Below are 23539 nucleotides of genomic sequence, written 5' to 3'. Positions count from 1 at the left end.
TCTTGCCTGGAAGGCTGCCACCGCCCCGGGGAGTTTGCCCATGCGTCAGTCCGGTCTGATCAATCTCAACCTGGTGTCCCTGGTGCTCCAGCAACTGGCGGCCGACACGCCCGCCCGGGCGGCGCCGCTGCTGGCCGGCAGCGGCCTGCGGCTGGACGATCTCGAACAGCCCCATCGACTCATCACCCTGGCCCAGGAACAGCGGGTCATCGCCAACGCCCTGCCGGTCGCCCCGCCCGAACTGGGGCTGCTGCTGGGCTGGCGGCTGCGCGTCTCCGGCTACGGACTGCTCGGCTATGCCCTGCTCAGCGCCCCGACCCTGGGCGCCGCGTTGCAGGCGGCCCTGGCCCACCAGGGGCTGCTGGGCGCCTATTTCACCCTGCGCCTGGAGCGCCACGGCGAGCTGGCCTGGCTCAGGGCCGACGACCATCCCTTCGCGCCGGAACTGGAGCGCTGCAACGCCGAGTGCTGCCTGGCCTCGCTGCTGGCGATCTGCTGCGACCTCCTCGGTACGCCCCTGCCGTTGGTGCAGGTGGCCTTTCGGCACGCCGAGCCGGCCTATCGCGCGCGCTATGGCGACTGCTTCGGCGCCACACCCCTGGCCTTCAACGCGCCCTATAACGGCCTGGCCTTTCCCGCTGCCTGGCTTGAGCGCGGGCTGCCCCTGGCCGATCCGGTGACCCATCGCGACGCCCTGGAGCAGTGCGGTCGCCTGGCCCCCGAGCAGGATCGCCAGCGCGCCCTGCTCGCCCGCATCCGCACCCTGCTGGGCGCCGACCTGGCGGCCCCGCCCTCCTTCGCGGCCCTGGCCGGCCACCTCGGCATGGCCCCGCGCAGCCTGCGCCGCCATCTGCAGGCGGGCGGCAGCGGCTATCAGCAACTGCTCGACGAGTTGCGCTTCGAACGGGCGCGCGACCTGCTGGCCCAGGAGCGGCTGCCCATCTATCGCATCGCCGAGGTGATGGGCTTCAGCGAAACCGCCAGCTTCCGCCATGCCTTCCGCCGCTGGAGCGGACAATCGCCGCGGGGGTATCGGCTCTAGCGGCCGGCGTATGCTGAGCGCTTCCCGTCCCCAAGGAGGATTTTTCATGCCCTCGCTGAAACTGCTCGAAGCGCGCGGCCAACCCACCCAGCAATACCGCCTGCCGGCGGAGAAGTTGCTGGCCGGCGATCCACTGCAGAGCCTCTGGCTCGACTACGAGGATGGCAGCGGTGTCTTCGCCGTTGGCCACTGGCACAGCGAGGTGGGCGCCTGGCGGGTGAACTACACCGAGGAGGAGTACTGCCAGATCCTCGAAGGGGTGAGTCTGGTCACCGATGACCAGGGCCACGCCACCCGGCTCGGTCCCGGCAGCAGCTTCGTCGTGCCGCGCGGCTTCCAGGGTACCTGGGAGGTGCTGGAGCCGACCCTGAAGCGCTTCGTGGTCTACGAAGCCAAGGGCGGTTGATGGTCGACGCCGGGCGCAATCTGGCCGGATCTATCCCCTTTTGGCCGCTGCGCCTCTCGTCGCGGGTCGCCGGGCTGGCAAGAATCAGGGGAGAGCCCGCCGCCCGGAGTCGCCATGCGCATCCACCACAGTCCCGATCACGCCCTGCACCACGGTCGCTGCGAATTGATCGACGGCCAGTTGCAGCCCTGTTTCGAAAAACCCCAGCGCGTCGAATTCATCCTCGCCGAGTGTCACCGCCGGCAGCTCGGCGAGGTGGTGGCGCCGAGGGACTTCGGCCGGACGCCGCTGGCACGCGTCCATAGCACGGCCTATCTCGACTTTCTCGCCGGCGCCTGGGACGAATGGGCGGCCCGCGGCGAGACCGTGGACCTGCTGCCCTATACCTGGCCGGCGCGTACCCTGCGCCAGGTGCTGCCGCCCACCAGCCTGCACGGACGCCTCGGTTACTACAGCTTCGACGGCGGCGCGCCCATCACCGCCGGCACCTGGCAGGCCGCCTACAGCGCCGCCCAGGTGGCCCTGAGTGCCGGGGCCGAGGTCGCCGCGGGCGCGCGCAGCGCCTTCGCTCTCTGCCGTCCGCCGGGCCACCACGCCGCGGCCGATGTCATGGGCGGCTACTGCTATCTGAACAACGCCGCCATCGCCGCCCAGGCCGCCCTCGATGGCGGCGCCCGGCGGGTGGCAATCCTCGATGTCGACTACCACCACGGCAACGGCACCCAGGACATCTTCTATGCGCGCGACGATGTGCTGTTCCTCTCGCTGCACGGCGATCCGGGTTTTGAATTCCCCTTCTTCCTCGGCTATGCCGACGAGACCGGCAGCGGCGCGGGCCAGGGCTTCAACCTCAATCTGCCGCTGCCCGCCGGCAGCGCCTGGGACAGCTGGAGCGCCTCCCTGGAAACAGCGCTGACGCGCGTGCAGGACTATGCCCCGGACCTGCTGCTGGTCTCCCTGGGCGTGGATACCTTCAAGGCCGATCCCATTTCCCAGTTCAGGCTGGAGAGCGACGACTACCTGCGCCTGGGCGAACGCCTGGCGCGGCTCGGCCTGCCGACCCTGTTCGTCATGGAGGGCGGTTACGCCGTGGCGGAGATCGGCATCAACACGGTGAACGTCCTGGCCGCCTTCGACGGCGCCTGATCCCTATCGCGAGGAATCCGACCATGCACAGCCTCCTGCGTCCGCTCACCACCCTGCTCGGTGGCGCCCTGCTCGCCACCGCCGTCCAGGCCGCCGATCCCGGCGAACTGCGGGTCTACAACTGGGCCGACTACATCCTGCCCGAGACGCCCAAGGACTTCGCCAAGCAGACCGGCATCCGCGTCACCTGGGACACCTTCGACAGCAACGAGTCGCTGGAGGCCAAGCTGCTCACCGGGCGCTCCGGCTATGACCTGGTGATTCCCTCCAACCAGTTCCTGGAAACCCAGATCAAGGCCGGGGTCTTCCAGAAGCTGGACAAGCGCAAGCTACCCAACTGGCAGAATCTCGATCCGGAGTTGCTCAAGCTGCTGGAGGTCAACGACCCGGGCAACCAGTACGGCGTGCCCTACATGTACGGCACCATCCTCATCGGCTTCAACCCGGCCAAGGTCAAGGCGGTGCTGGGGGCGGACGCACCGGTGGACAGCTGGGACCTGGTGTTCAAGCCGGAGAACATGGCCAAGCTCAAGAGCTGTGGCGTGGCCATGCTGGACTCGCCCTCGGACATCCTGCCGGTGGTGCTGCACTACCTGGGCCTGGACCCCAACAGCGCCAACGCCAAGGACTACGAGAAGGCCACGGCGCTGATGCTGAAGATCCGCTCCTACATGGCCTACTTCAATTCCACCAAGTACATGACCGATATCGCCAACGGCGACATCTGCGTGGCGGTGGGCTATTCGGGCAGCTTCTATCAGTTCGGCAACCGGGCCAAGGAAGCCGGCAACGGCGTGGTGGTGGACTGGCGCCTGCCGCGCGAGGGCGCGCCCATCTGGTTCGACACCTGGGCCATTCCGGCCAGCGCCGCCAACGTCGACCAGGCCCATGCCTTCATCAATTACCTGCTCGAACCCAAGGTGATCGCCGGGATCAGCGACTATCTCGGCTACCCCAACGCCAACAAGCCGGGCATGCCGCTGGTGACCGCCGCCATCCGCGACAACCACGACTTGGTGCCCACTCCGGACATGCTCAAGAAGCTCTATGTGGTGCAACCGCTGCCGCAGCCCATCGAGCGGGTGCGGACGCGCGCCTGGAGTCGCATCAAGGCCGGCAACTAGCGACCGCGGCGTTTACGGCCTTCCGAATGGTAGCCAATGGCTACCATTCGGCGGTTACATTCCCGCGTCCGGGAACCCTCTATCGTGCTAAGGGACTTATTGTGCTGAAGTGATCCTCGGATTTTCCCGCCAGGTACGGCATCCATGTCCCTCAGTCTCGCCCTCGCCCGAGCGCTGGCTCGCCCTTTCTGGGCCCTGCGCTTCGAACCGGTATTGGAACGGCATTATCAGCGCGACATCGCCCGTTCGCGCCGGCGGCACCTGCGCATCAGCCTGACCGTGGCCATCCTGGCCTATGCCAGCTTCTCGATCTGGGACTGGATCCTGACGACCAATGCCTTCTGGCTCATCAGCCTGCTCAGCGCACTGGTGGTGGTTGGCGGCGGTCTGGTCTTGCTGGCGCTCAGGCTGATGCCAGCCGAGCATCCGGCACGCGAATGGGTGGGTATCCTGCCCTGTCTGCTGGCCTATGCGCCGCCGCTGCTGGACGTCGAGGCCACCGATGCCGCGCATCGCGCCCTCTGGCTGGCCACCATGCCGTTGATGACCCTCTTCACCAACAGCTGCATCGCCCCGCCCCTGCGCCAGGCGGCGGTACACAGCCTGGTCGCCCTGCTGGCCATCGGCCTGGCCACCCAGATGCACGCCCTGCCTGCCCTGGAGGCGTCGCTGGTCATGACCCTGGCGTTCGCCACCGCGAGCTTCACCCTGCTCAACAACTTCTGGATGGAGCGCGCGCGTCGTCAGGGCTATCTGCTGATCCTGCGCGACCGCCTGCGCAACGAAGAACTGACCGCATCCAATCGCTTCCTGGCACAGCAGTCCGCCACCGACCCCCTGACCGGCGTGGCCAATCGCCGGGCGCTGATGCAGGCCCTGGCCAACGCCCTGGCTCATCCCCCGCCCCGCCCGCTGCTCCTGCTGATGATCGACGTCGATCACTTCAAGGCCTTCAACGATCGCTACGGGCATCCGGCCGGCGATCGCTGCCTGCAACAGGTCGCCACCGCCCTGGCCGACGAGTTGCGCGCCGGTGACTGCCTGGCCCGCTACGGCGGCGAGGAATTCGCCATCCTCTGCACGCCTTCGCGCGAGGAGGATGCCGGCAAGCTGGCACAGCGCCTGCTAGACGCGGTAAGGCGCCTGGAGATCCCCCATCTCGGGCCCCATGCCGGTCCGCGCGTGACGGTGAGTATCGGCGGCGCCTGCGCCCGGCCGGATCACGACTGCGCCGAAACCTTCATCGAAGCCGCCGATCGCCAGCTCTACTGGGCCAAGCAGGCCGGGCGCGACCGCGCCATCCTCGAAGACTGCGATCGCTGCCACCCAGCGATCGAGGAACCCCTCTAGCCCAGGCGATAGACCCGATCGACCAGGGCCACGCTGGCCAGGCGCTGGCGCAGATCCTCGTCCAGACCAGGGTCCTGCCAGTCGTAGAGGCCGATGCGGGCATAGGCCCGACCCCGAGGTGGCCGCGTGCCGAGGTACTCCCAGACCACCCGGGTGCAGGCCGGCTCGCGCCGGTCGGAGGCGCTGACGCCGAGCTTGAGTCCGTTCAGGCGATCGATGCGGTTGCGCGCGCTGGGCAGCAGCACCGTCTGCGACAACTCGTTGCCGGTGAGGGATTCGTAGTCGGTAAAGAACAGCCGGCTTTCCAGGCTCATGGCCAGGCCCAGGTAGCGAAAGCGCGCCTGGCTGGTGGCTTCGTCGCGCCGGCGCAGGCGCTCGAAACGCACGTAGCGGAAGACGCCCGCTTCCGCGAACAGCCAGACCAGTCCGCAGAGCACCACACCCGGCGTGGACAGCGACGGATAGTATTCGTGGTAATAGCCCTGGTAGCGCGCCAGGCCTTCCTGACGCTCGCCGAACAGGGCCAGGGCCTGCCCCGCCCAGCCCGTCTCCTGACCAACCGGCGCGCCCATGCGCGCCGCGAATTGCCGCTGCGGCAGCTGCAGATCGCCCACCGGCAGCCCGAAGAACTCCGCCAGGCGCTGCAGGTTGTAAGGCGACGGACGGCTCTGCCCGTTGAGGTAACGATTGAACTGGGCACGGTTGATGCCGACGGCGCGACAGACGGCGGCAATCGAGCGGTGGCGCTGGCAGAGCAGCTGCAAATTGGCGGAAAAGTCGCTCATGAATCCGGCCCGAGCTTGACAGACGGCCAGAAAACTAGCATCAAGTCGCGCCATTTTGAAGCGAGGCGCGGAATTGTTCACGCCGGTGGGATAGCCGAATCTAGGCGCCCGGTCCGTCTTACTGCCCGTTCCACCCGGACCGACCCGTTCCAGAGCCTGTTGCCGTCGTCTCCCCATGCCGGGAGCAGGCCCTGGCGGGATATTCCACAATAATAGCCCCAAGGCTTGCGAGCCGGCCTTGGAGCATCACTAGCATGCTCGAGGATTCTTCATGCACTACCTAGAAATGCTCAACGACTTCCTGTCCGGCCATGTGCTCATCGTGCTGATCGTCGGCCTGGGCAGCTATTTCACCCTGCGCTCGCGATTCGTGCAGGTGCGCCATTTCCCGCACATGTTCACCGTCTTCAAGGATTCCCTGCGCAACAGCGGTGACGGCCTGAGTTCCTTCCAGGCGCTGATGCTCAGCCTGGCCGGTCGCGTCGGTGCCGGCAACATCGCCGGTGTGGGCCTGGCCGTGACCCTGGGTGGCCCCGGTGCGGTGTTCTGGATGTGGGTGACCGCCCTGGTCGGCATGGCCAGCAGCTTCTTCGAGTGCACCCTGGCGCAGGTCTACAAGCGCGCCGACGGCGACGGCCTCTACATCGGTGGTCCGGCCTATTACATCCAGCACGGCCTCAACAAGCGCTGGATGGCCCTGATCTTCTCGGGCCTGTTGCTGGTGACCTACGGCTTCGCCTTCGTCGGCCTGCAGTCCTTCACCGTGACCCACTCGCTGGAAAACGCCTTCGGCCTGCCGGTGCAGTACACCGGGATCGCCCTGGCCATCCTGCTGGGCCTGGTGTTCATCGGCGGCATCAAGCGCATCGCCGCGGTCTCCGACATCCTGGTGCCGGTCAAGACTCTGGCCTACATCGCCGTCACCCTCTATGTGATCATCACCCAGATCGACCTGGTCCCCGGCACCCTGCTGACCATCGTCAAGAGCGCCTTCGGCCTGGAGCCGGCCTTTGCCGGTCTGCTCGGCGCCGCCATCACCATGGGCGTCAAGCGTGGCGTCTTCGCCAACGAAGCCGGCCTGGGCGCCGCACCCAACGTCGCCGCGGTGGCCGCGGTCAAGCACCCGGCCGCCCAGGGCGTGGTGCAGGCCTTCAGCGTCTTTCTCGACACCTTCGTCATCTGCACCTGTACCGCGCTGCTGATCCTGCTCTCGGGTTTCTACACCCCGGGCTTCGAAGGTGACGGCATCGTCCTGACCCAGAACTCCCTGGCCGCGGTGGTCGGTGACTGGGGCCGCATCTTCATCAGCGTCGCCCTGTCGCTGTTCGTCTTCACCTGCATCCTCTACAACATCTACCTGGGCGAGAACGGCCTGCGCTACCTGCTCGGCCGCGGCAAGGCCGTGCTGCTCGGCTATCGCGGCCTGGTGCTGGTGCTGATCTGCTGGGGCTCGATGCAGAACCTGACCACGGTGTTCGCCTTCGCCGACATCACCATGACCTGCCTGGCCTTCGTCAACCTGATCGCCCTGGCCATGCTGATCAAGGTCGGCATGCGCATCCTCAACGACTACGACGCCCAGCGCCGTGCCGGGGTGGATCAGCCGGTGTTCGATGCCGACCAGTTCCGCGACCTGGACCTGGATCGCCAGGCCTGGCCGGCGCTGGAGCGTCTGGAAGAGACCGTCGCCGAAGCCCGCGCCGCCCAGCCGCGCCAGGCGCACTGACCGCCGCCACCGGGTCGCGCTGACCCGGACCGCGACCGCTTTCCTGCCCCCACCCCGTGTGGGGGCAGTCCTATCAGGAAGTCCCTCATGAGCTCACCCTACCTGCACATCCTCTACACCGGCGGCACCATCGGCATGCAGGCGACCGCCGCCGGCCTGGCCCCCGCCGCTGGTTTCGAGGCGCGCATCGACGCCCTGTTGGCCAGCCGTCCGGAGCTGGACAATCCGGCCTGGCGGCTGCAGGAGCTGCTGCCGCTGATCGACAGCGCCAACATGACCCCCGCCGCCTGGGAGCGCATGGCCCAGGCGATCCTGGCGGCAGCCACCGACCCCGCCTGCCGCGGCGTGCTGGTGCTGCACGGCACCGACACCCTGGCCTACAGCGCCGCCGCCCTGGCCTTCCGGCTGCTGGGCCTGGCCATTCCGGTGCTGCTGACCGGCTCCATGCTGCCGGCCGGCGTGCCGGACAGCGATGCCGACGGCAACCTGGCCGACAGCTTCGCCGCCTTCGCCAGCGGACTGATGCCGGGGGTGCAGGTGCAATTCCATGGCGAACGCCTGCCGGCGGCGCGCTGCACCAAGCAGGCCAGCAGCGGCTGGAAGGCCTTCGTGGAAAGCGCCCGGCCGCGCAGCGGTGACACCCTGGTGGCCACGCCGGCCGCCTTACGCTTCGACCAACCGCGTCAGCCAGCGCGGGTAGCGGTGCTGCCGCTGTTTCCGGGGATCGACGGTGCCACCCTGCGCGGTCTGGCGGGCAGTGGGGTGCAGGGGCTGGTGCTGGAGTGCTATGGCAGCGGCACGGGTCCGGCGGATGACGCCGACTTCCTCGCCGCCCTCGCCGAATGGCGCGCTGCCGGCGTCCCCGTGGTCGCCCTCAGCCAGGGCGCTCGCGGGACGGTGGAGTTGGGTACCTACGCCGCCGGCAGCGGCCTGGCCGATGCCGGGGTGATCTCCGGCCGCGGCATGACTCGTGAAGCCGCCCTGGGCAAGCTGCACAGCCTGCTCGGCTGCGGCCTGGAGCGCGCGGCCGTGGCCGAGTGGATCGGGCGGAATCTGTGCGAGGAGTTGTGATCTTCGGCTAGGTGCCGGCGGCTCCCTCACCCCGGGCCTCTCCTAGGGGGAGAGGGGGCGTTTGGGTAGACGCCGCAGCAAGGCAGTGACTCTGCCAAACCAGGAGTGAGTCCTGCGCACGCTCCAATATCCAACACGCCAAAGCCTATCGGAGCCTCCCCTCTCCCTCTGGGAGAGGGCCAGGGTGAGGGTGCGCTTGAAGCCTGACAGCCCCAAGTCCTGCGCATCAAACTCCCCTGAGCGCCCCAAGTCCTAACGCACCAAACTCTCCCCTGAGCCCCCCCTCTCCCTCCGGGAGAGGGCCGGGGTGAGGGCAAGCCCGGACGCCTGAGCAGCCCCTACAGCGCCTCGCGCCACAGGCTCACCGCCATCTCGGCCGAGGCGCCCGGCGCCACGGTGAGGACGTCGTCCATCACCCGGGCGGTCTCGATGCAGAGCATGCCGGTCCAGGCGTCGTTGGCGAACTGGCTCAGGCGCGCGGCCTTGTCGATCCAGGGATTCCACAGCACCGCCGAATGGCTGTTGCGGGTCTCCACGAACAGCCGGCGCTGCCACTGGGGATCGCGGATCGCCAGGCGTGCCGGCAGGCCGACATAGACCCGGTCGGTCTCGGCGGTGATGGTCGGCTCGCCGTTCTGCCGCTTGCGGGTCCAGCCGTCCAGGCAGTCGTAGTAGTCGGCGTTGGCCAGGCCTTCGATGCCCACCTCACGGACGTCGCTCACGGCGAAATAGGTGTGCAGCGCCTGGCTCAGCACCAGCGGGTGATCTTCCAGATTGCGCACGCTCAGGGTCAGCTCCAGGCGTTCGCCCACACTTAGGCTGAGGGTCAGCTCGGTGGCATGGGGCCAGCCCGGGGTGGTCTCGGCGGAGGTGCGGTGGTGGAAGTCCAGGCGCACCCGATCGGTGTCCACCTCGACGCCGCCGGCCTGCCAGGCGACCTGGCGCGCCAGGCCGTGGGCCGGGGCGTCCGCAGTGGTGGTGCACATGGCCTGGACCGCGGCCGGATTCTTCAGCAGGTCGCCGAACCAGGGCCAGCAGACCGGGATGCCGCCACGGATCGGGGTACCGGGCTCGAACACGGCTTCCGGATTGCCCCAGACGATGTCCGGCTCGCCGTCGAAGCCGTAGCGCAGCACATGGGCGCCCTGGCAGGCCACCAGGGCTTCGGCCTGGCCGACGCGGATGCGCCAGACGGGCAATTGGCCCAGTTGGATCTGTTCGACGAGGGGGGCAGCGGACATGGGATGACTCCTGGAAAAGGTGAGAGGCGACTGTAGTCCAGTCGAGGATCGGGCTCCAGCCAGCCATGGACAGCGCCGGCGGCAAAATCTTCCAACGATGGCCGCGTCTCATACCTGAGCAGCAACGCTCGGCTAGACTCCTGGCCTCTCCTCCTCAGGAATGGCTCCCGCATGTCGGCTTTCCCGCGTCTTTCCCTGCTGCTCGGCCTGGGCCTGACCCTGCCGCTCCTGGCCAACGCCGCCAATCCCCTCGACGACGAGATCCGCGCCGCCGCCCGCGCGGTGATGGCCGAGCAGGACATTCCGGGCCTGGCCGTGGGTGTCACGGCCCCGGGCCTGCGCCGGCTCTACTACTTCGGCACCGCCGATCGCCGCAGTGGCCAGGCGGTGGACGCGGCCACCCTGTTCGAGATCGGCTCCCTGAGCAAGACCTACAGCGCCGCCCTGGGTGGCTACGCGGCAGCGACCGGTCGCCTGCGGCTGGACGAGTCCGCCGCTCAGGTCCGCCCGGCTCTGGCCGGCAGCGCCATCGGCCAGGCCAGCCTGCTGCAGCTGGCCACCTACAGCGCCGGCGGCCTGCCGCTGCAATTTCCCGACAGCGTCACCCGCGACGATCAGACGACGGCCTTCTACCGCGCCTTCCAGCCGCCCTTCCCCGCCGGCAGCCACCGCCTCTACTCCAATCCCAGCATCGGCCTGTTCGGCGCCCTGGCGGCCCAGCGGCTCGACGAGCCCTTCGCCACGGCCTTGCAGCGGCACGTGCTCAAGCCCCTCGGCCTCGGCCATACCTATCTGCAGGTGCCGGCGGCCGAGCAGGCCCACTACGCCTGGGGCCATGGCAGGAACGACCAGCCGCTGCGGGTCAATCCGGGCGCCTATGCCGAAGAGGCCTATGGCATCAAGACCACCGCGGGCGATCTGCTCGCCTTCGTCGAGGCGAATCTGCATCCCGGCCGGTTGCCGGCGCCCCTGGCCAAGGCGCTCGACGCCACCCAGCAGGGCTACTATCGCAGCGGCCCCATGACCCAGGGTCTGGCCTGGGAGGCCTACGCCTATCCGCTGCCCAAGACCCAGCTGCTGGCCGGCAACACCCCGGCGATGGCCCTGCAGCCGCAACCGCTGGACTGGCAGCACCCGCCACGGCCGGCGAGCGGCGCCCGGCTGTTGAACAAGACCGGCTCCACCAACGGCTTTGGCGCCTATGCGCTGTTCATCCCCGAGCGCCAGCTCGGCCTGGTGATCCTGGCCAACCGCAACTACCCGAATGCCGCGCGGATCGAGACGGCCTGGCGGATCCTGCAGCAGCTCGATAGTCGGGCGCAATGAGGTACCCCAATCGCGGCCATGGGCCGCTCCTACAGAAGCATCACACCCTGTAGGAGCGGCCGCATCGGCGGACCGCCATGGCCGCGATCAACTCGAACCCCGTAGCGTGGATGACGGCACAGCCTTTTCCACTGGGAGTTCGCAGCAGGGGGGCGCCCTCACCCCAGCCCTCTCCCCAGGGGAGCGGGGGCCATCCGAAGTGGCGCTCAACTTCATTGGCGATGACAAGATCAGATCAGTAGCGTGGATGACGGCGCAGCCTCATCCACGAACCCGCACGTCAAACCGCGACCTCAAGCCCCACCCGACTCCTCGCGCCCCTCCACCGGCAGCTCGTGCTCGGTGGCGTAGCCGGCATCGGCCGCCTCCAGCACGCCGTGGGCGATGCTGCAGAACAGCGAATTGACCCGGCGCATGTCGCTGAGCAGGCCCAGGTGCAGGGAGCTGGTCTCGAAGCTCTCCACCACCTGCTGGTGCAGCCGCTCGACATGGGCATGGGCATAGCGCCGCTCCAGCAGGCGGAAGCGCTGCTTGAGCCGACGCAGGCGGCGCGCTGCGTCCAGGTCGCCGGAAAGATAGACCGACAGGCACAGCTTGAGGCTGTCGACCAGCAGCCGGTGCAAGGCAGAGAGTTCGTCCACCCCGGAAGCCGAGAACGAGCGCCGGGCGGCGATCTTCTTGCTGTCGACGTCGCTGGCCATGCGCTCGATCAGATCGCCGGCCTGCTCCAGGTTGATCGCCAGTTCGATGGTCTCCGCCCAGCGCCGGCTGTCGCGCTCGTCCAGGTCGTCGCGCGGCATGCGCGCCAGGTACAGCTTGATCGCCGTGTAGAGGGCGTCGACATCGTCGTCGAGACGGCGCACCTCGCGGGCCAGCTGCTTGTCGCCGGCATTGATCAGCACCAGCAGGTGCTGCAGCATCTGCTCGATGACATCGCCCATGCGCAGGAGCTCGCGGGACGCATTGGTCAGCGCCAGGGCCGGGGTATCCAGGGCGGCGGTGTCCAGGTGGCGCGGCCGCAGGATGGTCTCGGCGCTGTCCTTGGCCGGCAGCATGGCGGTGCAGAAGCGCGCCAGGGGCCCGGTCAGCGGCAGGAACAGCAGGCAGCGCACCAGGTTGTAGGCGACGTGGAAACCGATCACCACCTCGGCGTCGTTGAAGTCGTAGCCCTGCAGCCAGTCGGCCAGCAGGCCGATCCAGGGCAGCACCAGGATGCAGCCCGCGAGCTTGAACAGCAGGCTGCCCACCGCCACCCGCCGCGCCTCCACGCCCTGCTTGGCCGCGCCCATCAGCGCCAGCACGCCGCTGCCCAGGTTGGCCCCCACCACCAGGCACAGCGCCACCTTGAGCGAGATGACCCCGGAGCCGGCCAGGGTGGCGGTCAGCAGCACCGCCGCCAGGCTGGAATAGGAGACCATGGCGAAGACCGCGCCGGTCAGGGCGTCGAGCAACTGGTCACCGGTCAGTGAAGAGAACAGCACCTTGACCCCGGCCGCATGGGTCATGGGCGAGGCCGCCTCGACGATCAGCTGCAGCGCCAGGATGATCAGCCCCAGGCCGATGGCGACCCGGCCGAGCTGGCCGGCGCGGGTCTGCTTGCGGCCGAGAAAGAACACCACGCCGAGAAAGATCAGCAGCGGCGACAGCCAGGACAGGTCGAAGGTCAGCACCCGCGCCATCAGCGCGGTGCCCACGTCGGCGCCGAGCATGATGGCCAGCGCCGGGGTCAGCGGCACCAGGCCCTGGGCGACAAAGGAAGTCACCAGCAGCGCGGTGGCGTTGCTGCTCTGCACCAGGGCGGTGACGGCGATGCCGGAAAGAAAGGCCAGCGGCATGCGCTGCATGCTGCGGCTGAGCACCCGGCGCAGGCTGGCGCCGTATACCCGCAGGATACCGGTGCGCACGATATGGGTGCCCCATACCAGCAGGGCAACGGCGGATAGCAGATTGAGCAGTGTCAGCATCGTGGCGCCCTCCCGGCGCGTGTCCAAGAGCTCCTGGCGAGCTTGTCACAAAATCGTAATGACCGTTCTGCACAGACGCACGAGCCCGAAGGCAGGGCACCTTCGGGCTCGTGGGGACTTGCTGGTTTAGGCGGCGGAGAGCCGGGTCGGTTCCGCCCCCGCGATCAGATCTGCTCCTTGCGCAGCTTGACCGCTTCGCGCGCCTTGGCCTTGCCGCGCAGGCGGATGTTGATGGCTTCCACCGCCAGCGAGAAGGCCATGGCGAAGTAGACGTAGCCCTTGGGCACATGGACTTCGAAGGCTTCGGCGATGAGCACGGTACCGACCACGATCAGGAACGACAGCGCCAGCATCTTCAGGCTCGGGTGCTTGTCGATGAAATTGCTGATGGCGCCGGCCGCCAGCATCATCACCAGCACCGCGACGATGATCGCCGCGACCATCACCGGCACGTGGCTGACCATGCCCACCGCGGTGATCACCGAGTCCAGCGAGAAGACGATGTCGATGATGGCGATCTGGATGATGGTGCCGATGAAGCCGCCACCCTTCTTCTGGGGGGCGTCCTCGTCGTGCTCGTCTTCGCCTTCCAGGCCTTCGTAGATCTCGGCACTGCTCTTCCACAGCAGGAACAGGCCGCCGAAGAAGAGGATGAGGTCACGCCCGGAGATGCCCTGGCCGAAGACGAAGAACAGGTCGGCGGTGAGGCGCATCACCCAGGTGATGGACAGCAGCAGCAGGATGCGGGTGACCATGGCCAGGGCCAGACCGAAGAAACGGGTCCGCGCCTGCATGTGCTTGGGCATGCGGCTGACCAGGATGGAGATCATGATGATGTTGTCGATGCCCAGAACGATTTCCAGGGCCGTCAGGGTAAAGAAGGCGACCCAGATTTCCGGGTTGGTCAGCCAGTCCATTGCAAATCCTCTTTTAGCTGAGACGCGCTCGGGCGCGCGCTCCAATGGAAAAGGCGCGTCAGGCGACGCGCCATTTTCGAACAGCCGGCAAGGCTAGTCGTACAAATGGTAAAACTCTAGCGGCTGTACAGCGGAAACACACCCAGTAACAAAGCACCGCCCAGCAGGAACATGCAGGTCACGGTCGCCCATTTCAGGGTGAAGCGCTGGTGGTCGCCGAACTCCACCTTGGCCAGGCCCACCAGCAGGTAGGTCGAGGGCACCAGGGGGCTGAGCAGGTGCACGGGCTGACCGACGATGGAGGCCCGGGCGATCTCCACCGGACTGATGCCATAGGCCGCGGCGGCCTCGGCCAGCACCGGCAGCACGCCGAAGTAGAAGGCGTCGTTGGAGATGAAGAAGGTGAACGGCAGGCTGACCAGGGCGGTGATCACCGCCATGTACGGACCCAGGGCGTCCGGGATCACCGCCAGCAGGCCCTTGGACATGGCGTCGACCATGCCGGTACCCGAGAGGATGCCGGTGAAGATGCCCGCGGCGAAGATCAGCGAGACCACCGCCAGGACGTTTTCGGCATGGGCGGCGATGCGCTGCTTCTGCATGTTCAGGCAGCGGTAGTTGACGGTCATGGCGATGCCGAAGGCGATCATGAACAGCACCGGCATCGGCAGGATGCCGACGACCAGCGCGGCCATCAGCGCCAGGGTCAGCAGGCCGTTGAACCAGCGCAGGTGCGGGCGGCGGGCCTCGGCGCACTGGGAGACGGTGACGTCGGCGCCTTCGGTCTCGCCGATCTGCAGGATGCCCAGGCGCGCGCGCTCGCTGCGGCCATAGAGGTAGGCCAGGAAGAACAGCCAGGCGATGGCCAGCAGCATGGGCGCGATCATGGGCACGAAGACGTCGGCCGGGTCCACGTGCAGGGCACTGGCGGCGCGGGCGGTCGGACCGCCCCAGGGGGTCAGGTTCATCACGCCACTGGAGAGCAGCATCAGGCAGGTCATGATCAGCGGATTCATGCCCAGGCGCTTGTACAGCGGGAACATGGCCGCCACGCAGATCATGTAGGTGGTCGAGCCGTCACCGTCCAGGGAGACCACCAGGGTCAGGAAGACGGTGCCCATGGCCACCTTGAGCGGATCGCCCTTGACCAGCTTGAGGATCCAGCGCACCGCCGGGTCGAACAGGCCGGTGTCGATCATCACGGCGAAGTAGAGGATCGCGAACAGCAGCATCACGCCGGTGGGCGCCAGCTTGCGGATGCCGTCGAGCATCATCGGGCCGAGGGCGTCGAGCTTGACGCTGCCGAGGCTGGCGAATTCGCTGGACAGCGCCCAGGCCAGCACGGCGAAGGCGATCGGCACCATGGTCAGGGCGATCAGCGGAGACAGGCGCTTGGTCATGATCAGGTACATGAAGGTCATGACCATGGCGAAGCCGAGGAAAGTCAGCATGGGAATACCTCTGGATTTTCGCGAAGAGAAGGAGGGTTCAGCCGCGGCGCAGCGGCGCGGAGAGGGCGAAAATCCAGGGGAGACGGGCGCGCGAGGACGCCTGGAAGGACAGATACGACATGGCAAGAATCCTGGTTATTTTTGTAGGCACGTCGCCCGCTCACGGGGGCGGGTCTTGAGCGGATCCTAAGAGGTCAACCTTTCGCCAGCCTTGCGTGGCGAAAGGTGGATGTTGCGGGATGTCACGAAGCGGACGGAGGGCTCGCCTGCCAGCCGGGACTGCTCAGATGCTCGACGAAGAAATCGAGCAGCACCTGGATCTTGGTCGGGCGACTGCGCGCCGAGGGGATCACGAAATAGAGGCCGCCACGGGTCAGCTGCCAGTCCGGCAGCAGCGGCACCAGCCGGCCATCGGCCAGGTAGTCGGCGGCGATGAAGTCCGGCAACTCGGCGATGGCCAGGCCTTCCAGCAGCACCGGCAGCAGGGCTTCGGAATTGGTGACGCGCAGGGGACCACGCGGCAGCACGCTTGCCTCGCGACCGTCGTCCCCGCTGAAGCGCCACACCTGGCTGCGCGCCCGGTAGGCGTAGCTCAGGCAGGCATGTTCGGTCAGCTCCTGCGGATGTTGGGGATGGCCATGGCGCTCGACGTAGGCCGGCGCCGCCACCAGCAGCTGGCTGACCGCGCAGAGCCGCCGGGCGACCAGCGAGGAGTCGGGCAAGGCGGCGATGCGCAGGGCGGCGTCGAAGCCCTCCGCCACCAGATCCACGGTGGCATCGGACAGGTGCAGATCCACCGTCAGCTGGGGATAGCGGCGCAGCAGCTCGGGCAGCAGCGGCGCCACCCAGCGCAGGCCGAAGGCCATGGGCACCGCCAGCCGCACCTGGCCGCGGGGCTGCACGGCGCGCGCCTGGGCAGTGCTTTCGGTCGCCTCCGCCTGGCGATAGAGATCACCGGCCTGGGCGGCCAGCTCGCGGCCGAATTCGGTCAACGCCAACTGCCGCGAGGTGCGATTGAACAGCCGCCCGCCGAGGCGCTCCTCCAGGCGCGTCACCGCCCGCGAGACAGTGGCCACCGACACGCCCAGCACCCGCGCCGCGGCGGCGAAGGAGCCCTCCTCGGCGACCTTGGCGAACATCGCCAAGCCTTCGAAATCCGGCAATCTGCTCATTTCATTTCTGCAACGATGACTTGCCAATCATTCTATTTTGCAGAGAGGCCAGGGTCGATAGGCTGACTCCACCTGATCACAACCACTCGGAGATTCAGCCATGACCCTCAAGCTCGCCGACAAGATCGCCCTCGTCACCGGCGCCACCAGCGGCATCGGCCTGGCCGCCGCCAAACTCTTCGCCCAGCAGGGCGCCCATGTCATCCTCACCGGCCGGCGGCAGGCGGAACTGGACGCCGCGGTCGCCCAGGTCGGCAACGCCACCGGCATCGCCGTGGACTCCTCGCGCCTGGACCAGCTCGATACCCTCTATGCGCGCATCCGCCACGAACACGGACGCCTCGACGTGCTCTACGTCAACGCCGGGGGTGGCAGCATGCTGTCCCTCGCCGAGGTGACCGAAGCCCACTACGACGACACCTTCGATCGCAACGTGAAGGGGGTGCTGTTCACCGTGCAGAAGGCCCTGCCGCTGCTGGCGGACCATGCCTCGGTGATCCTGGCCGGCTCCACCGCCGCCAGTACCGGCACCCCGGCCTTCAGCGTCTACGGCGCGTCCAAGGCCGCCGTACGCGCCTTCGCCCGCAACTGGATCCTGGAGCTGCAGGGCCGCGGCATCCGCATCAACACCCTGAGTCCGGGTGCCACCCGCACCCCGGGGCTGGTGGAACTGGCCGGTCCGGATGCCGCCCAGCAGCAGGGTCTGCTGGACCACCTGGCCAGCCAGATCCCCCTGGGTCGCGTCGGCGAGCCGGAGGAAGTCGCCAGGGTTGCCCTGTTCCTGGCCTCCAGCGATTCCAGCTTCGTCAACGGCGCCGAACTCTTCGCCGATGGTGGCCAGGCGCAGGTCTGAACGGCGTCTGGCGGCAAGGAAAAAGCGGACAGCGCCCTGAGCGCTGTCCGCTTTTTTTGCCGACCGAATGCGGGCGTCAGCCGCGCAGTCGCGTGTTGAGCACGGCGATGTGCTCCGGGCCGATGCCGCAGCAGCCGCCGATCAGGCTCGCGCCACGCGCCTGCCAGTCCTGGGCGAAGCTCAGGTAGCCGGGCGGATCCAGGTCCGGACGCAGGGGATCGAGGCCATCATTGGCGGTGGCCTCTTCCGGCTGGGGCGGGAAGGCGTTGGCATAGGCGCCAAAGGGAATCTCGATTCCCGCCGCGGCAAAGGTCGCCCGCGCGGTATCCAGCGCCGCGGCCATCACCTCGGGCTGGCTGCAATTGAACAGCAGCGCTCCGGCGCCCAGCTCCACCGCCAGCTGCGCGGCCGCGGCCACCGGCTCGCCGGATCTCAGCCGTGGGATCTCGTCGACGTCTTCGTCCTTCAGGGTGAAGGACAGCCACAGCGGCTTGCCATCCCCGGGCAGCCCGGCGGCGATGGCACGCACCTCGGCCAGGGAACTCTGGGTTTCCGCCAGCCAGAGATCGACATGGGGCGCCAGGCCGCGGATCAGCGGCTGCAGCACCTCGTCCACCCGCGCCGGCTCGAACAGATCGGGGCGATAGGAGCCGAACAGCGGCGGCAGCGAACCCGCCACCCGCACCGGCTGACCACTGGCCAACACCGCCTGCCGCGCCAGCTGACCTGCCCGCGCGGCCAGGGCCTCGCCTTCGGCGGCGAAGCGCTCCTCGCCGATATGGAAGGGCACCACCGCATAGCTGTTGCTGGTGATCACCTGGGCACCGGCCTCGATATAGGCCCGATGCACCGCCTCCACCTGCTCCGGCGCCTCGCTCAGGGCCAGGGCCGACCACTCCGGCTGACGAAAGGGCGCGCCACGGCGCTGCAGTTCGCGGCCCATGCCACCGTCGAGCAGAACTAGATTCATGTTGGCCATATAGCTATTTCACTTTTCCTTATAACCAAAACAGAGTTCAATATCGGTTCTCATATCTCTCTAATACCAGGCCCTCTTTCCCTTTGCAAAGGACGCCCCCATGAGAACCGCTCTGCTATCGGCCCTCGGCCTGACCCTGGCGCTGGTCGCCACCTCGGCCTCGGCCGGTACCACCCTGGACCGCATCAAGGCCAAGGGCGAGCTGGTCAATGTGCTCATGGAGAGCTATCCGCCCTTCTCCCAGCTCAATGCCCAGAATCAGCTGGAAGGCTTCGACGTGGACGTGGCCAAGGCGGTGGCCGACAAGCTCGGCGTCAAGCTGCGCCTGGAAACCCCTTCCTGGGACGTGATCGCCGCCGGTCGCTGGAGCGGTCGCTACGACGTCTGCATCTGCTCCATGACGCCGAGCCAGGCGCGCGCCCAGGTGTTCGATTTCCCGGTCAACTACTACGCCTCGCCAGCGGTGATCGTGGTCAACGCCGGTGACGACCGCATCCACGGTGCCAAGGACCTCTCCGGCAAGAAGGTCGGCGTCACCAGCGCCTCCTCCTACGAAAGCTATCTGAACAAGGACCTGACCATCGAAGGCCAGGAAGACCAGCCGCTGAGCTACCCCTTCGACCAGGTGCAGGTGGTGCCCTTCCCCGACGACAACGTCGCCTTCCAGGACCTGGGCCTGGGCGCCGGCAAACGCCTGGACGCGGTGCTGACCAACCTGGTGACCGCCCAGCCGCGCCTGGCCCAGGACAGCAAGTTCAAGCTGGCGGGCGCACCGCTCTATGCCGAGCCCAACGCCGTGGCCATCGAGAAGGGTGATGCGGAATTCGCCGCCAAGCTGCGCGAGATCATCGAGGGGCTGCGCCAGGACGGCACCCTGAAACGGATCTCCGACAAGTGGATCGGTGCCGACATCAGCCAATGAGTCAGTTACCGCCCCCGGTCGAATCGCGTCCGCTGCTGAGCTTTCGTACCCGTGTCTGGCTGACCTGGCTGGCGCTGCTGGCCGGGGGCGTGGTCTTCGTGCTCGGCTTCGACCTCAAGTTCGCCAGCGTTTGGCCGCGCCTGCCCAACCTGGTGGGCTGGCGCCTGGGTCCCAACGGCTTCCTCCAGGGCGCGGCCCTGACGCTGTTCCTCAGCCTCAGCTCCATCCTGGTGTCGGTGCTGCTGGGCTTCGCCGCGGCCCTGGGGCGGCTGTCGTCCAGCGCCCTGGCCTATGGCGTGGCGACCTTCTACGCCTCCTTCTTTCGCGGCACCCCGCTGCTGATCCAGATCCTGCTGATCTACCTGGGCCTGCCGCAGATCGGCGTGGTGCCCGGCGCCATCAGCGCCGGCATCCTCGCCCTGTCGCTGAACTATGGCGCCTACCTCAGCGAGATTTTCCGCGCCGGCCTGCTCGGCGTCCCCGCCGGTCAGCGCGAGGCGGCCCGGGCGCTGGGCCTGTCGCCGCGGGTGATCTTCTGGCGCGTCACCCTGCCCCAGGCCATGCGCAGCATCATCCCGCCCACCACCAGCCAGTTCATCTCCATGCTCAAGGACTCCTCCCTGGTCTCGGTAATGGGTGTCTGGGAGGTGATGTTCCTCGCCCAGTCCTATGGCCGCTCCAGCTATCGCTATCTGGAAATGCTGACCACCGCGGCGGTGCTCTACTGGCTGATGTCCCTGGCCATGGAATTCATGCAGTCGCGCCTGGAGCGGCACTACGGGAAGGCGTATCGGGGGCGTTAGCGAGGCTAGGCCGGGCCGAGGTAAACGACCGACGCCCGATCACTCCCCACTACCGAAGTAGCCGGAATGAAAGTGGATTGGCATGGTGCCGAGCTGACTCGCGCCACCGTCATCGATCGGCACTATAGGCACACGCAGAACGTTCGCCGCTTCGATCGCGACCTCAAGGCGTGGATCCGCAGTGAAATACCCAAGACCTTGGGCGATGTGATGGATGAACGGCAACGTCGGCAGCGCGCTCGATAGAATCTTTTCGCCTCTAATCAATCGCTGATCCTTGCCATTGGTAAGCAGAACCGGAGGTCACATGACTGATACGGACACTACTATCCAAAAGCTGGCCCGCTTTGAAACGGCGCGCTTTGGTCTGGAAGCGCTGATGGCCAACTGTTCGCGGTTGATCCAGGCAGAAGAGGCAAAACCAGAGCGGGATCAGGCCTGTATCGATCAATTGAAGGTCAGGCGTCGCGAATACCGCAGACTTCGTAACGATCTGGATTTCGACGATCGAAGGCAGATCGAGGACGCCATAGCCACCTATGGCCCCCAGGCAAAAGCCGCTCTTCGGCAGACAGAGAGATCGGATTCTGGTGCAAGCCGATTGACTGGGCGCCAACCGGGATGAATGCCGATCGTGTTTGATGACGTCAGCGTGGGAAAAGCGGCTCTTCAAAGGATCGCACCTGGTAAAGGAGGATTGATCCTTTGAAATCGCCGCTGAGGCAGCAGGATCCAGCGGCTTACTTGAGATCGGTCGTCAGCTCCGGCGTACCGAAGCTGACGAGCCTGGCATTGGAACGCTCGAAATAGCCCTGCCAGAAACGTTCGAGACTCTGCAGTACCTTGCCTGAACGATAGGCGCCCTTGGCATCGTCGCCGATCAGCCCCGCACCCATGACATAAACCCGGGCACCGTGCAGTTCGGCGAACAGCGCCTTCTTCTCTACCTTGGCCAGCTCGGCTGCGGGGTCGATTCCACGAATGCGGTTGGCTTGATAGAAGCTGCCGAAGTCGCTGTTTTCCAGCATGTCGGATACCAGCAGGATGACCTGATCCTCGCTGGGCTCCTGGCCTAGGTCTTCACCAATTTTCTTGAGGCTGGCGAAGATTTCACTGCGCGAAATCTCCTCGTTCGGCTTGCCGAAACTGTCGACGAATTGCTTGCCGAACGCCTTTTGAAAGAAGCCAGCCTGCTGTTGCAGACAGGTATCGAGCTTCTTGAGACTGGCGTTGCCAATATGGTTACGCACCTTGCCAACCAACGGCTTTTCCAGGATGCCGGCGAACTGCAACTTCATGTAGTTGTTCTGCAACAAAGCCGAAAATTGATAGAGCTTGATGCTGTCGCCTGGCTGCAGGTATCTCAGGGTGTGCTCCCAGGCACTGCTTTTCAGCGCCTGGGGCATATTGACCGTTTCATCGATGACCACCGTCAACGCTCGCCCCGACGCGGCTGGCTGTTCGCTGGCCAATTGCGCATAGCGGTAACAGCTCGGCAGGTCGTTACGTTCAGCCGCCATTGCCGCAGGCGCCAACAACAGGCCAGCGATTGCCAGGGTTACGGTCAGACGCATCTCAGGCACCCTCTTTCTTGGCGCGCTTTATCGCCATCTGCACTTTCTGCTTGCTCAGCAGCGCGGCGCTGTCGATACCCAGCTCTTCGCCGATGGCGGTCAGTTCTTCGGGGGAATAGACGGTGAGGTCACCCAGGTTGGCGATCAAGGCGTTCTGATCCAACGCAGCTGCGGGTACCGGTGCTGGTACCGGTGCTGGTGCTGGTGCTGGTGCTGGTGCTTCAACGGTCGCACTCGACGAGCGCTCAGGCGTTAAGGTTTCAGCACTGGCCGCCGCGTTGTTGAGCGCAGCCAGTTCACGCTGCAACGCCTGCTTTTTCTTGGCGGTATCGAGTGCCTCACGCATCTCTTCCAGCTCGCTGGCGGCGTCATGCGCTTTTTTCTGGCGCTGACTTTCGCTGTTCTGCCGCTCTTTCTCGTTGGCATAGAGCGCAAAGCTCCGGCGCGGCCCACGGTCAGCACTACCGCCTAGAGAATGCCGGTGCTCGATCCGCTCTTGCAGACTGCTGAGCTTGGCCTCGGCATCTCGGGCGACTCGATCACGCTGACTCTGCTGATAGGCCGCGAATTCGCTGGCACTGCTGAAGCCGGAGATATAGCCCGCTGCTTCCCGTGATTGGGTGCCGGCGAACGAACGGAAGACGCCGATCAGGATGCCGATGATCTGCACGCCGATGAAAATGACCGACAGGATGAAGAAGGTGAGTTTGTAGGCGAAGATCCGATCGCCAGCGACCTCACTGGCCGCACGCTGGTCAGCCGCCTGACCATCGGCAGTGGCTTCGCTGGGCAACTGGAAAGGCGAGGCGTCTGGGGTAAGCGCCGAATTGCTGGCCGACGCATAGGGTGAACCGTTTACCTGCTGGGTTTCCAATTCGTTGATGGTGGACGCCCGGATGAAATAGGCACCGATGGCCAGCGTCAGAATAAGCGCGGTGGCAATGACCGTGGTCCACCAGGTTGGGGAGACCGTGGCGTTATGCTTTACCCGGTTGATGATATGCAGGTACTTGGGCTCTCTATCATCGAGGCCGGTACGGTCCAGATCGACGCCGGCATCCGCCTGAAGATCCTTGGCATTGTTGTTGCGCCTGGCCTGACGATGCCATTCGCGGGCTTTGCGGATAAGGCCGTTGCGGTGAATCTCGGCGCCCATGAGGTGGGTAGCGGGAACCAGAATGGTACCGATCAGCAGGGAGATGACGATGGCCGAGAATTCCGCCTGATTGGCGGAGATGTTGTTGGCAATGAAAGGCGCCAGTACCAGGGCGAAGATGAACGCCTCGAGGATCACCAGAAAGATGCTGCCGATCCACAGGGGCAATCCCGTCGGTTTACGGCCGCGCTCTTCCACCTTGTTCAGGTAGTTGGCGCACTTGTCGTAAAAGGCTGCGTCCTTGTTCACACGCTCGTAATAGCGGTGATATTTCGCGCACAGTTCGCGTTCAGCCTTGTACCAGGCTGTCCCGCCCTCTTCGCGATCCTGCATGAGATCGCGTTTGGAGGCTTTGGCAATGAAGCCCACGACCGGAAAGCTGACGCCTAGATTGAGGAAGAAGTACTTGACCTCTTCCCACCAGCGGATGATTACCACGACCAGGACCAGCAGACTGATCAGTGGCCAGATCGCGTAGCGATAAGCCGCCAGCGCTGTCGTCAATGTCTCGAAAAGTTCCATGTTTCGTCC

Annotated in this window: 22 protein-coding genes; 13 read left to right on the top strand and 9 right to left on the bottom strand. The window is 66.4% G+C overall.

Going from position 1 to position 23539, the window contains the following annotated elements; translation table 11 throughout:
- The first annotated feature begins 40 nt into the window (after positions 1-40).
- The 5 genes from PVZ72_RS01310 to PVZ72_RS01290 all read left to right on the top strand — a co-directional run bounded on the left by PVZ72_RS01310 (position 41) and on the right by PVZ72_RS01290 (position 5068).
- Positions 41-1042, top strand: coding sequence for an AraC family transcriptional regulator (locus PVZ72_RS01310; RefSeq protein WP_273861016.1), 1002 nt, complete (start codon positions 41-43; stop codon positions 1040-1042).
- Between the two features lie 46 nt (positions 1043-1088).
- Positions 1089-1448 (top strand): cupin domain-containing protein, encoded by a 360-nt coding sequence (locus tag PVZ72_RS01305; RefSeq protein ID WP_133860166.1) that lies wholly within the window; start codon positions 1089-1091, stop codon positions 1446-1448.
- 114 nt (positions 1449-1562) lie between these two features.
- Positions 1563-2594, top strand: a complete 1032-nt coding sequence (locus PVZ72_RS01300) for a histone deacetylase family protein (protein ID WP_273861015.1) — start codon at positions 1563-1565, stop codon at positions 2592-2594.
- A 23-nt stretch (positions 2595-2617) separates the two neighbouring features.
- Positions 2618-3718, top strand: a complete 1101-nt coding sequence (locus PVZ72_RS01295; RefSeq protein WP_273861014.1) for a polyamine ABC transporter substrate-binding protein — start codon at positions 2618-2620, stop codon at positions 3716-3718.
- A 144-nt stretch (positions 3719-3862) separates the two neighbouring features.
- On the top strand, positions 3863-5068 hold the full coding sequence (locus PVZ72_RS01290; protein ID WP_273861013.1) for a GGDEF domain-containing protein: 1206 nt from the start codon (positions 3863-3865) through the stop codon (positions 5066-5068).
- On the opposite strand, the gene PVZ72_RS01285 is transcribed toward PVZ72_RS01290, so the two are convergent.
- Positions 5065-5853, bottom strand: a complete 789-nt coding sequence (locus PVZ72_RS01285; RefSeq protein WP_273861012.1) for a helix-turn-helix domain-containing protein — start codon at positions 5851-5853, stop codon at positions 5065-5067. The two genes, PVZ72_RS01290 and PVZ72_RS01285, sit on opposite strands and share 4 nt — an antisense overlap.
- Positions 5854-6124: 271 nt before the next feature.
- Here PVZ72_RS01285 and PVZ72_RS01280 point away from each other — a divergent pair, with 271 nt between their 5' ends.
- Together PVZ72_RS01280 and PVZ72_RS01275 are read left to right on the top strand one after the other, a co-directional pair.
- Positions 6125-7579: an alanine/glycine:cation symporter family protein gene (locus PVZ72_RS01280; protein WP_158890251.1), complete on the top strand. Its 1455-nt coding sequence runs from the start codon at positions 6125-6127 to the stop codon at positions 7577-7579.
- An 87-nt stretch (positions 7580-7666) separates the two neighbouring features.
- Positions 7667-8650 (top strand): asparaginase, encoded by a 984-nt coding sequence (locus PVZ72_RS01275; protein ID WP_187980723.1) that lies wholly within the window; start codon positions 7667-7669, stop codon positions 8648-8650.
- A 338-nt stretch (positions 8651-8988) separates the two neighbouring features.
- On the opposite strand, the gene PVZ72_RS01270 is transcribed toward PVZ72_RS01275, so the two are convergent.
- A complete protein-coding gene (locus PVZ72_RS01270) occupies positions 8989-9891 on the bottom strand; it encodes a D-hexose-6-phosphate mutarotase (protein WP_273861011.1) in 903 nt (300 codons plus the stop codon).
- Positions 9892-10062: 171 nt separating this feature from the next.
- Here PVZ72_RS01270 and ampC point away from each other — a divergent pair, with 171 nt between their 5' ends.
- Positions 10063-11217 (top strand): class C beta-lactamase, encoded by a 1155-nt coding sequence (ampC, locus tag PVZ72_RS01265; RefSeq protein WP_273861009.1) that lies wholly within the window; start codon positions 10063-10065, stop codon positions 11215-11217.
- 293 nt (positions 11218-11510) lie between these two features.
- Here the strand turns inward: ampC and PVZ72_RS01260 are convergent, their stop codons facing one another.
- From PVZ72_RS01260 to PVZ72_RS01245, 4 genes are all read right to left on the bottom strand, one after another.
- Complete coding sequence (locus tag PVZ72_RS01260; protein ID WP_027600470.1) at positions 11511-13181, bottom strand: Na/Pi cotransporter family protein; 1671 nt, start codon at positions 13179-13181, stop codon at positions 11511-11513.
- A gap of 164 nt (positions 13182-13345) precedes the next feature.
- The gene (locus PVZ72_RS01255) at positions 13346-14098 is read right to left on the bottom strand and encodes a TerC family protein (protein WP_133860176.1); all 753 of its coding nucleotides are present in this window, start codon (positions 14096-14098) and stop codon (positions 13346-13348) included.
- A gap of 116 nt (positions 14099-14214) precedes the next feature.
- A complete protein-coding gene (locus PVZ72_RS01250) occupies positions 14215-15549 on the bottom strand; it encodes a CitMHS family transporter (protein WP_273861008.1) in 1335 nt (444 codons plus the stop codon).
- A 242-nt stretch (positions 15550-15791) separates the two neighbouring features.
- Positions 15792-16721 (bottom strand): LysR family transcriptional regulator, encoded by a 930-nt coding sequence (locus PVZ72_RS01245; RefSeq protein WP_273861007.1) that lies wholly within the window; start codon positions 16719-16721, stop codon positions 15792-15794.
- Positions 16722-16821: 100 nt separating this feature from the next.
- On the opposite strand from PVZ72_RS01245, the gene PVZ72_RS01240 reads away from it, so the two are divergent.
- Positions 16822-17574 carry an SDR family NAD(P)-dependent oxidoreductase gene (locus tag PVZ72_RS01240; RefSeq protein ID WP_273861006.1) on the top strand — a complete coding sequence of 251 codons (753 nt, stop codon included), beginning with the start codon at positions 16822-16824 and terminating at the stop codon, positions 17572-17574.
- Positions 17575-17650: 76 nt separating this feature from the next.
- On the opposite strand, the gene PVZ72_RS01235 is transcribed toward PVZ72_RS01240, so the two are convergent.
- Positions 17651-18553, bottom strand: a complete 903-nt coding sequence (locus PVZ72_RS01235; RefSeq protein ID WP_273861005.1) for a homocysteine S-methyltransferase family protein — start codon at positions 18551-18553, stop codon at positions 17651-17653.
- A 100-nt stretch (positions 18554-18653) separates the two neighbouring features.
- Here PVZ72_RS01235 and PVZ72_RS01230 point away from each other — a divergent pair, with 100 nt between their 5' ends.
- The 4 genes from PVZ72_RS01230 (at position 18654) to PVZ72_RS01215 (ending at position 20903) form a co-directional block, all read left to right on the top strand.
- The gene (locus PVZ72_RS01230; RefSeq protein ID WP_133860181.1) at positions 18654-19475 is read left to right on the top strand and encodes a transporter substrate-binding domain-containing protein; all 822 of its coding nucleotides are present in this window, start codon (positions 18654-18656) and stop codon (positions 19473-19475) included.
- Complete coding sequence (locus tag PVZ72_RS01225; protein ID WP_017639191.1) at positions 19472-20278, top strand: amino acid ABC transporter permease; 807 nt, start codon at positions 19472-19474, stop codon at positions 20276-20278. Before PVZ72_RS01230 ends, PVZ72_RS01225 begins: the two co-directional genes overlap by 4 nt.
- Positions 20279-20344: 66 nt before the next feature.
- Entirely contained in the window at positions 20345-20524 is a 180-nt protein-coding gene (locus PVZ72_RS01220) for a DUF6434 domain-containing protein (protein WP_273861004.1), read from the top strand.
- A gap of 61 nt (positions 20525-20585) precedes the next feature.
- Complete coding sequence (locus PVZ72_RS01215) at positions 20586-20903, top strand: hypothetical protein (RefSeq protein WP_273861003.1); 318 nt, start codon at positions 20586-20588, stop codon at positions 20901-20903.
- A 115-nt stretch (positions 20904-21018) separates the two neighbouring features.
- Here PVZ72_RS01215 and PVZ72_RS01210 read toward each other — a convergent pair whose 3' ends face one another.
- Together PVZ72_RS01210 and PVZ72_RS01205 are read right to left on the bottom strand one after the other, a co-directional pair.
- Positions 21019-21852, bottom strand: coding sequence for a hypothetical protein (locus tag PVZ72_RS01210; protein ID WP_273861002.1), 834 nt, complete (start codon positions 21850-21852; stop codon positions 21019-21021).
- A gap of 1 nt (position 21853) precedes the next feature.
- A complete protein-coding gene (locus PVZ72_RS01205) occupies positions 21854-23530 on the bottom strand; it encodes a hypothetical protein (RefSeq protein WP_273861001.1) in 1677 nt (558 codons plus the stop codon).
- Positions 23531-23539: the final 9 nt, after the last annotated feature.

It is taken from the genome of Pseudomonas sp. LA5 (assembly GCF_028640825.1).
Taxonomy (GTDB): Bacteria; Pseudomonadota; Gammaproteobacteria; order Pseudomonadales; family Pseudomonadaceae; genus Chryseomonas; species Chryseomonas aestiva.
The sequence above is the reverse complement of the archived record's forward strand: the minus strand, read 5'-3'. Positions and strand labels throughout refer to the sequence as shown.

Bases quoted from the DNA above. Each gene is read 5' to 3' on its own strand.
- PVZ72_RS01220 (WP_273861004.1), top strand. From the start codon at position 20,345: ATGAAAGTGGATTGGCATGGTGCCGAGCTGACTCGCGCCACCGTCATC.
- PVZ72_RS01230 (WP_133860181.1), top strand. From the start codon at position 18,654: ATGAGAACCGCTCTGCTATCGGCCCTCGGCCTGACCCTGGCGCTGGTC.
- PVZ72_RS01295 (WP_273861014.1), top strand. From the start codon at position 2,618: ATGCACAGCCTCCTGCGTCCGCTCACCACCCTGCTCGGTGGCGCCCTG.
- PVZ72_RS01300 (WP_273861015.1), top strand. From the start codon at position 1,563: ATGCGCATCCACCACAGTCCCGATCACGCCCTGCACCACGGTCGCTGC.
- PVZ72_RS01290 (WP_273861013.1), top strand. From the start codon at position 3,863: ATGTCCCTCAGTCTCGCCCTCGCCCGAGCGCTGGCTCGCCCTTTCTGG.
- PVZ72_RS01275 (WP_187980723.1), top strand. From the start codon at position 7,667: ATGAGCTCACCCTACCTGCACATCCTCTACACCGGCGGCACCATCGGC.
- PVZ72_RS01310 (WP_273861016.1), top strand. From the start codon at position 41: ATGCGTCAGTCCGGTCTGATCAATCTCAACCTGGTGTCCCTGGTGCTC.
- PVZ72_RS01270 (WP_273861011.1), bottom strand. From the start codon at position 9,891: ATGTCCGCTGCCCCCCTCGTCGAACAGATCCAACTGGGCCAATTGCCC.
- PVZ72_RS01260 (WP_027600470.1), bottom strand. From the start codon at position 13,181: ATGCTGACACTGCTCAATCTGCTATCCGCCGTTGCCCTGCTGGTATGG.
- PVZ72_RS01205 (WP_273861001.1), bottom strand. From the start codon at position 23,530: ATGGAACTTTTCGAGACATTGACGACAGCGCTGGCGGCTTATCGCTAC.
- PVZ72_RS01305 (WP_133860166.1), top strand. From the start codon at position 1,089: ATGCCCTCGCTGAAACTGCTCGAAGCGCGCGGCCAACCCACCCAGCAA.
- PVZ72_RS01215 (WP_273861003.1), top strand. From the start codon at position 20,586: ATGACTGATACGGACACTACTATCCAAAAGCTGGCCCGCTTTGAAACG.
- PVZ72_RS01240 (WP_273861006.1), top strand. From the start codon at position 16,822: ATGACCCTCAAGCTCGCCGACAAGATCGCCCTCGTCACCGGCGCCACC.
- PVZ72_RS01210 (WP_273861002.1), bottom strand. From the start codon at position 21,852: ATGCGTCTGACCGTAACCCTGGCAATCGCTGGCCTGTTGTTGGCGCCT.
- PVZ72_RS01280 (WP_158890251.1), top strand. From the start codon at position 6,125: ATGCACTACCTAGAAATGCTCAACGACTTCCTGTCCGGCCATGTGCTC.
- PVZ72_RS01285 (WP_273861012.1), bottom strand. From the start codon at position 5,853: ATGAGCGACTTTTCCGCCAATTTGCAGCTGCTCTGCCAGCGCCACCGC.
- PVZ72_RS01250 (WP_273861008.1), bottom strand. From the start codon at position 15,549: ATGCTGACTTTCCTCGGCTTCGCCATGGTCATGACCTTCATGTACCTG.
- ampC (WP_273861009.1), top strand. From the start codon at position 10,063: ATGTCGGCTTTCCCGCGTCTTTCCCTGCTGCTCGGCCTGGGCCTGACC.
- PVZ72_RS01225 (WP_017639191.1), top strand. From the start codon at position 19,472: ATGAGTCAGTTACCGCCCCCGGTCGAATCGCGTCCGCTGCTGAGCTTT.
- PVZ72_RS01255 (WP_133860176.1), bottom strand. From the start codon at position 14,098: ATGGACTGGCTGACCAACCCGGAAATCTGGGTCGCCTTCTTTACCCTG.
- PVZ72_RS01235 (WP_273861005.1), bottom strand. From the start codon at position 18,553: ATGGCCAACATGAATCTAGTTCTGCTCGACGGTGGCATGGGCCGCGAA.
- PVZ72_RS01245 (WP_273861007.1), bottom strand. From the start codon at position 16,721: ATGAGCAGATTGCCGGATTTCGAAGGCTTGGCGATGTTCGCCAAGGTC.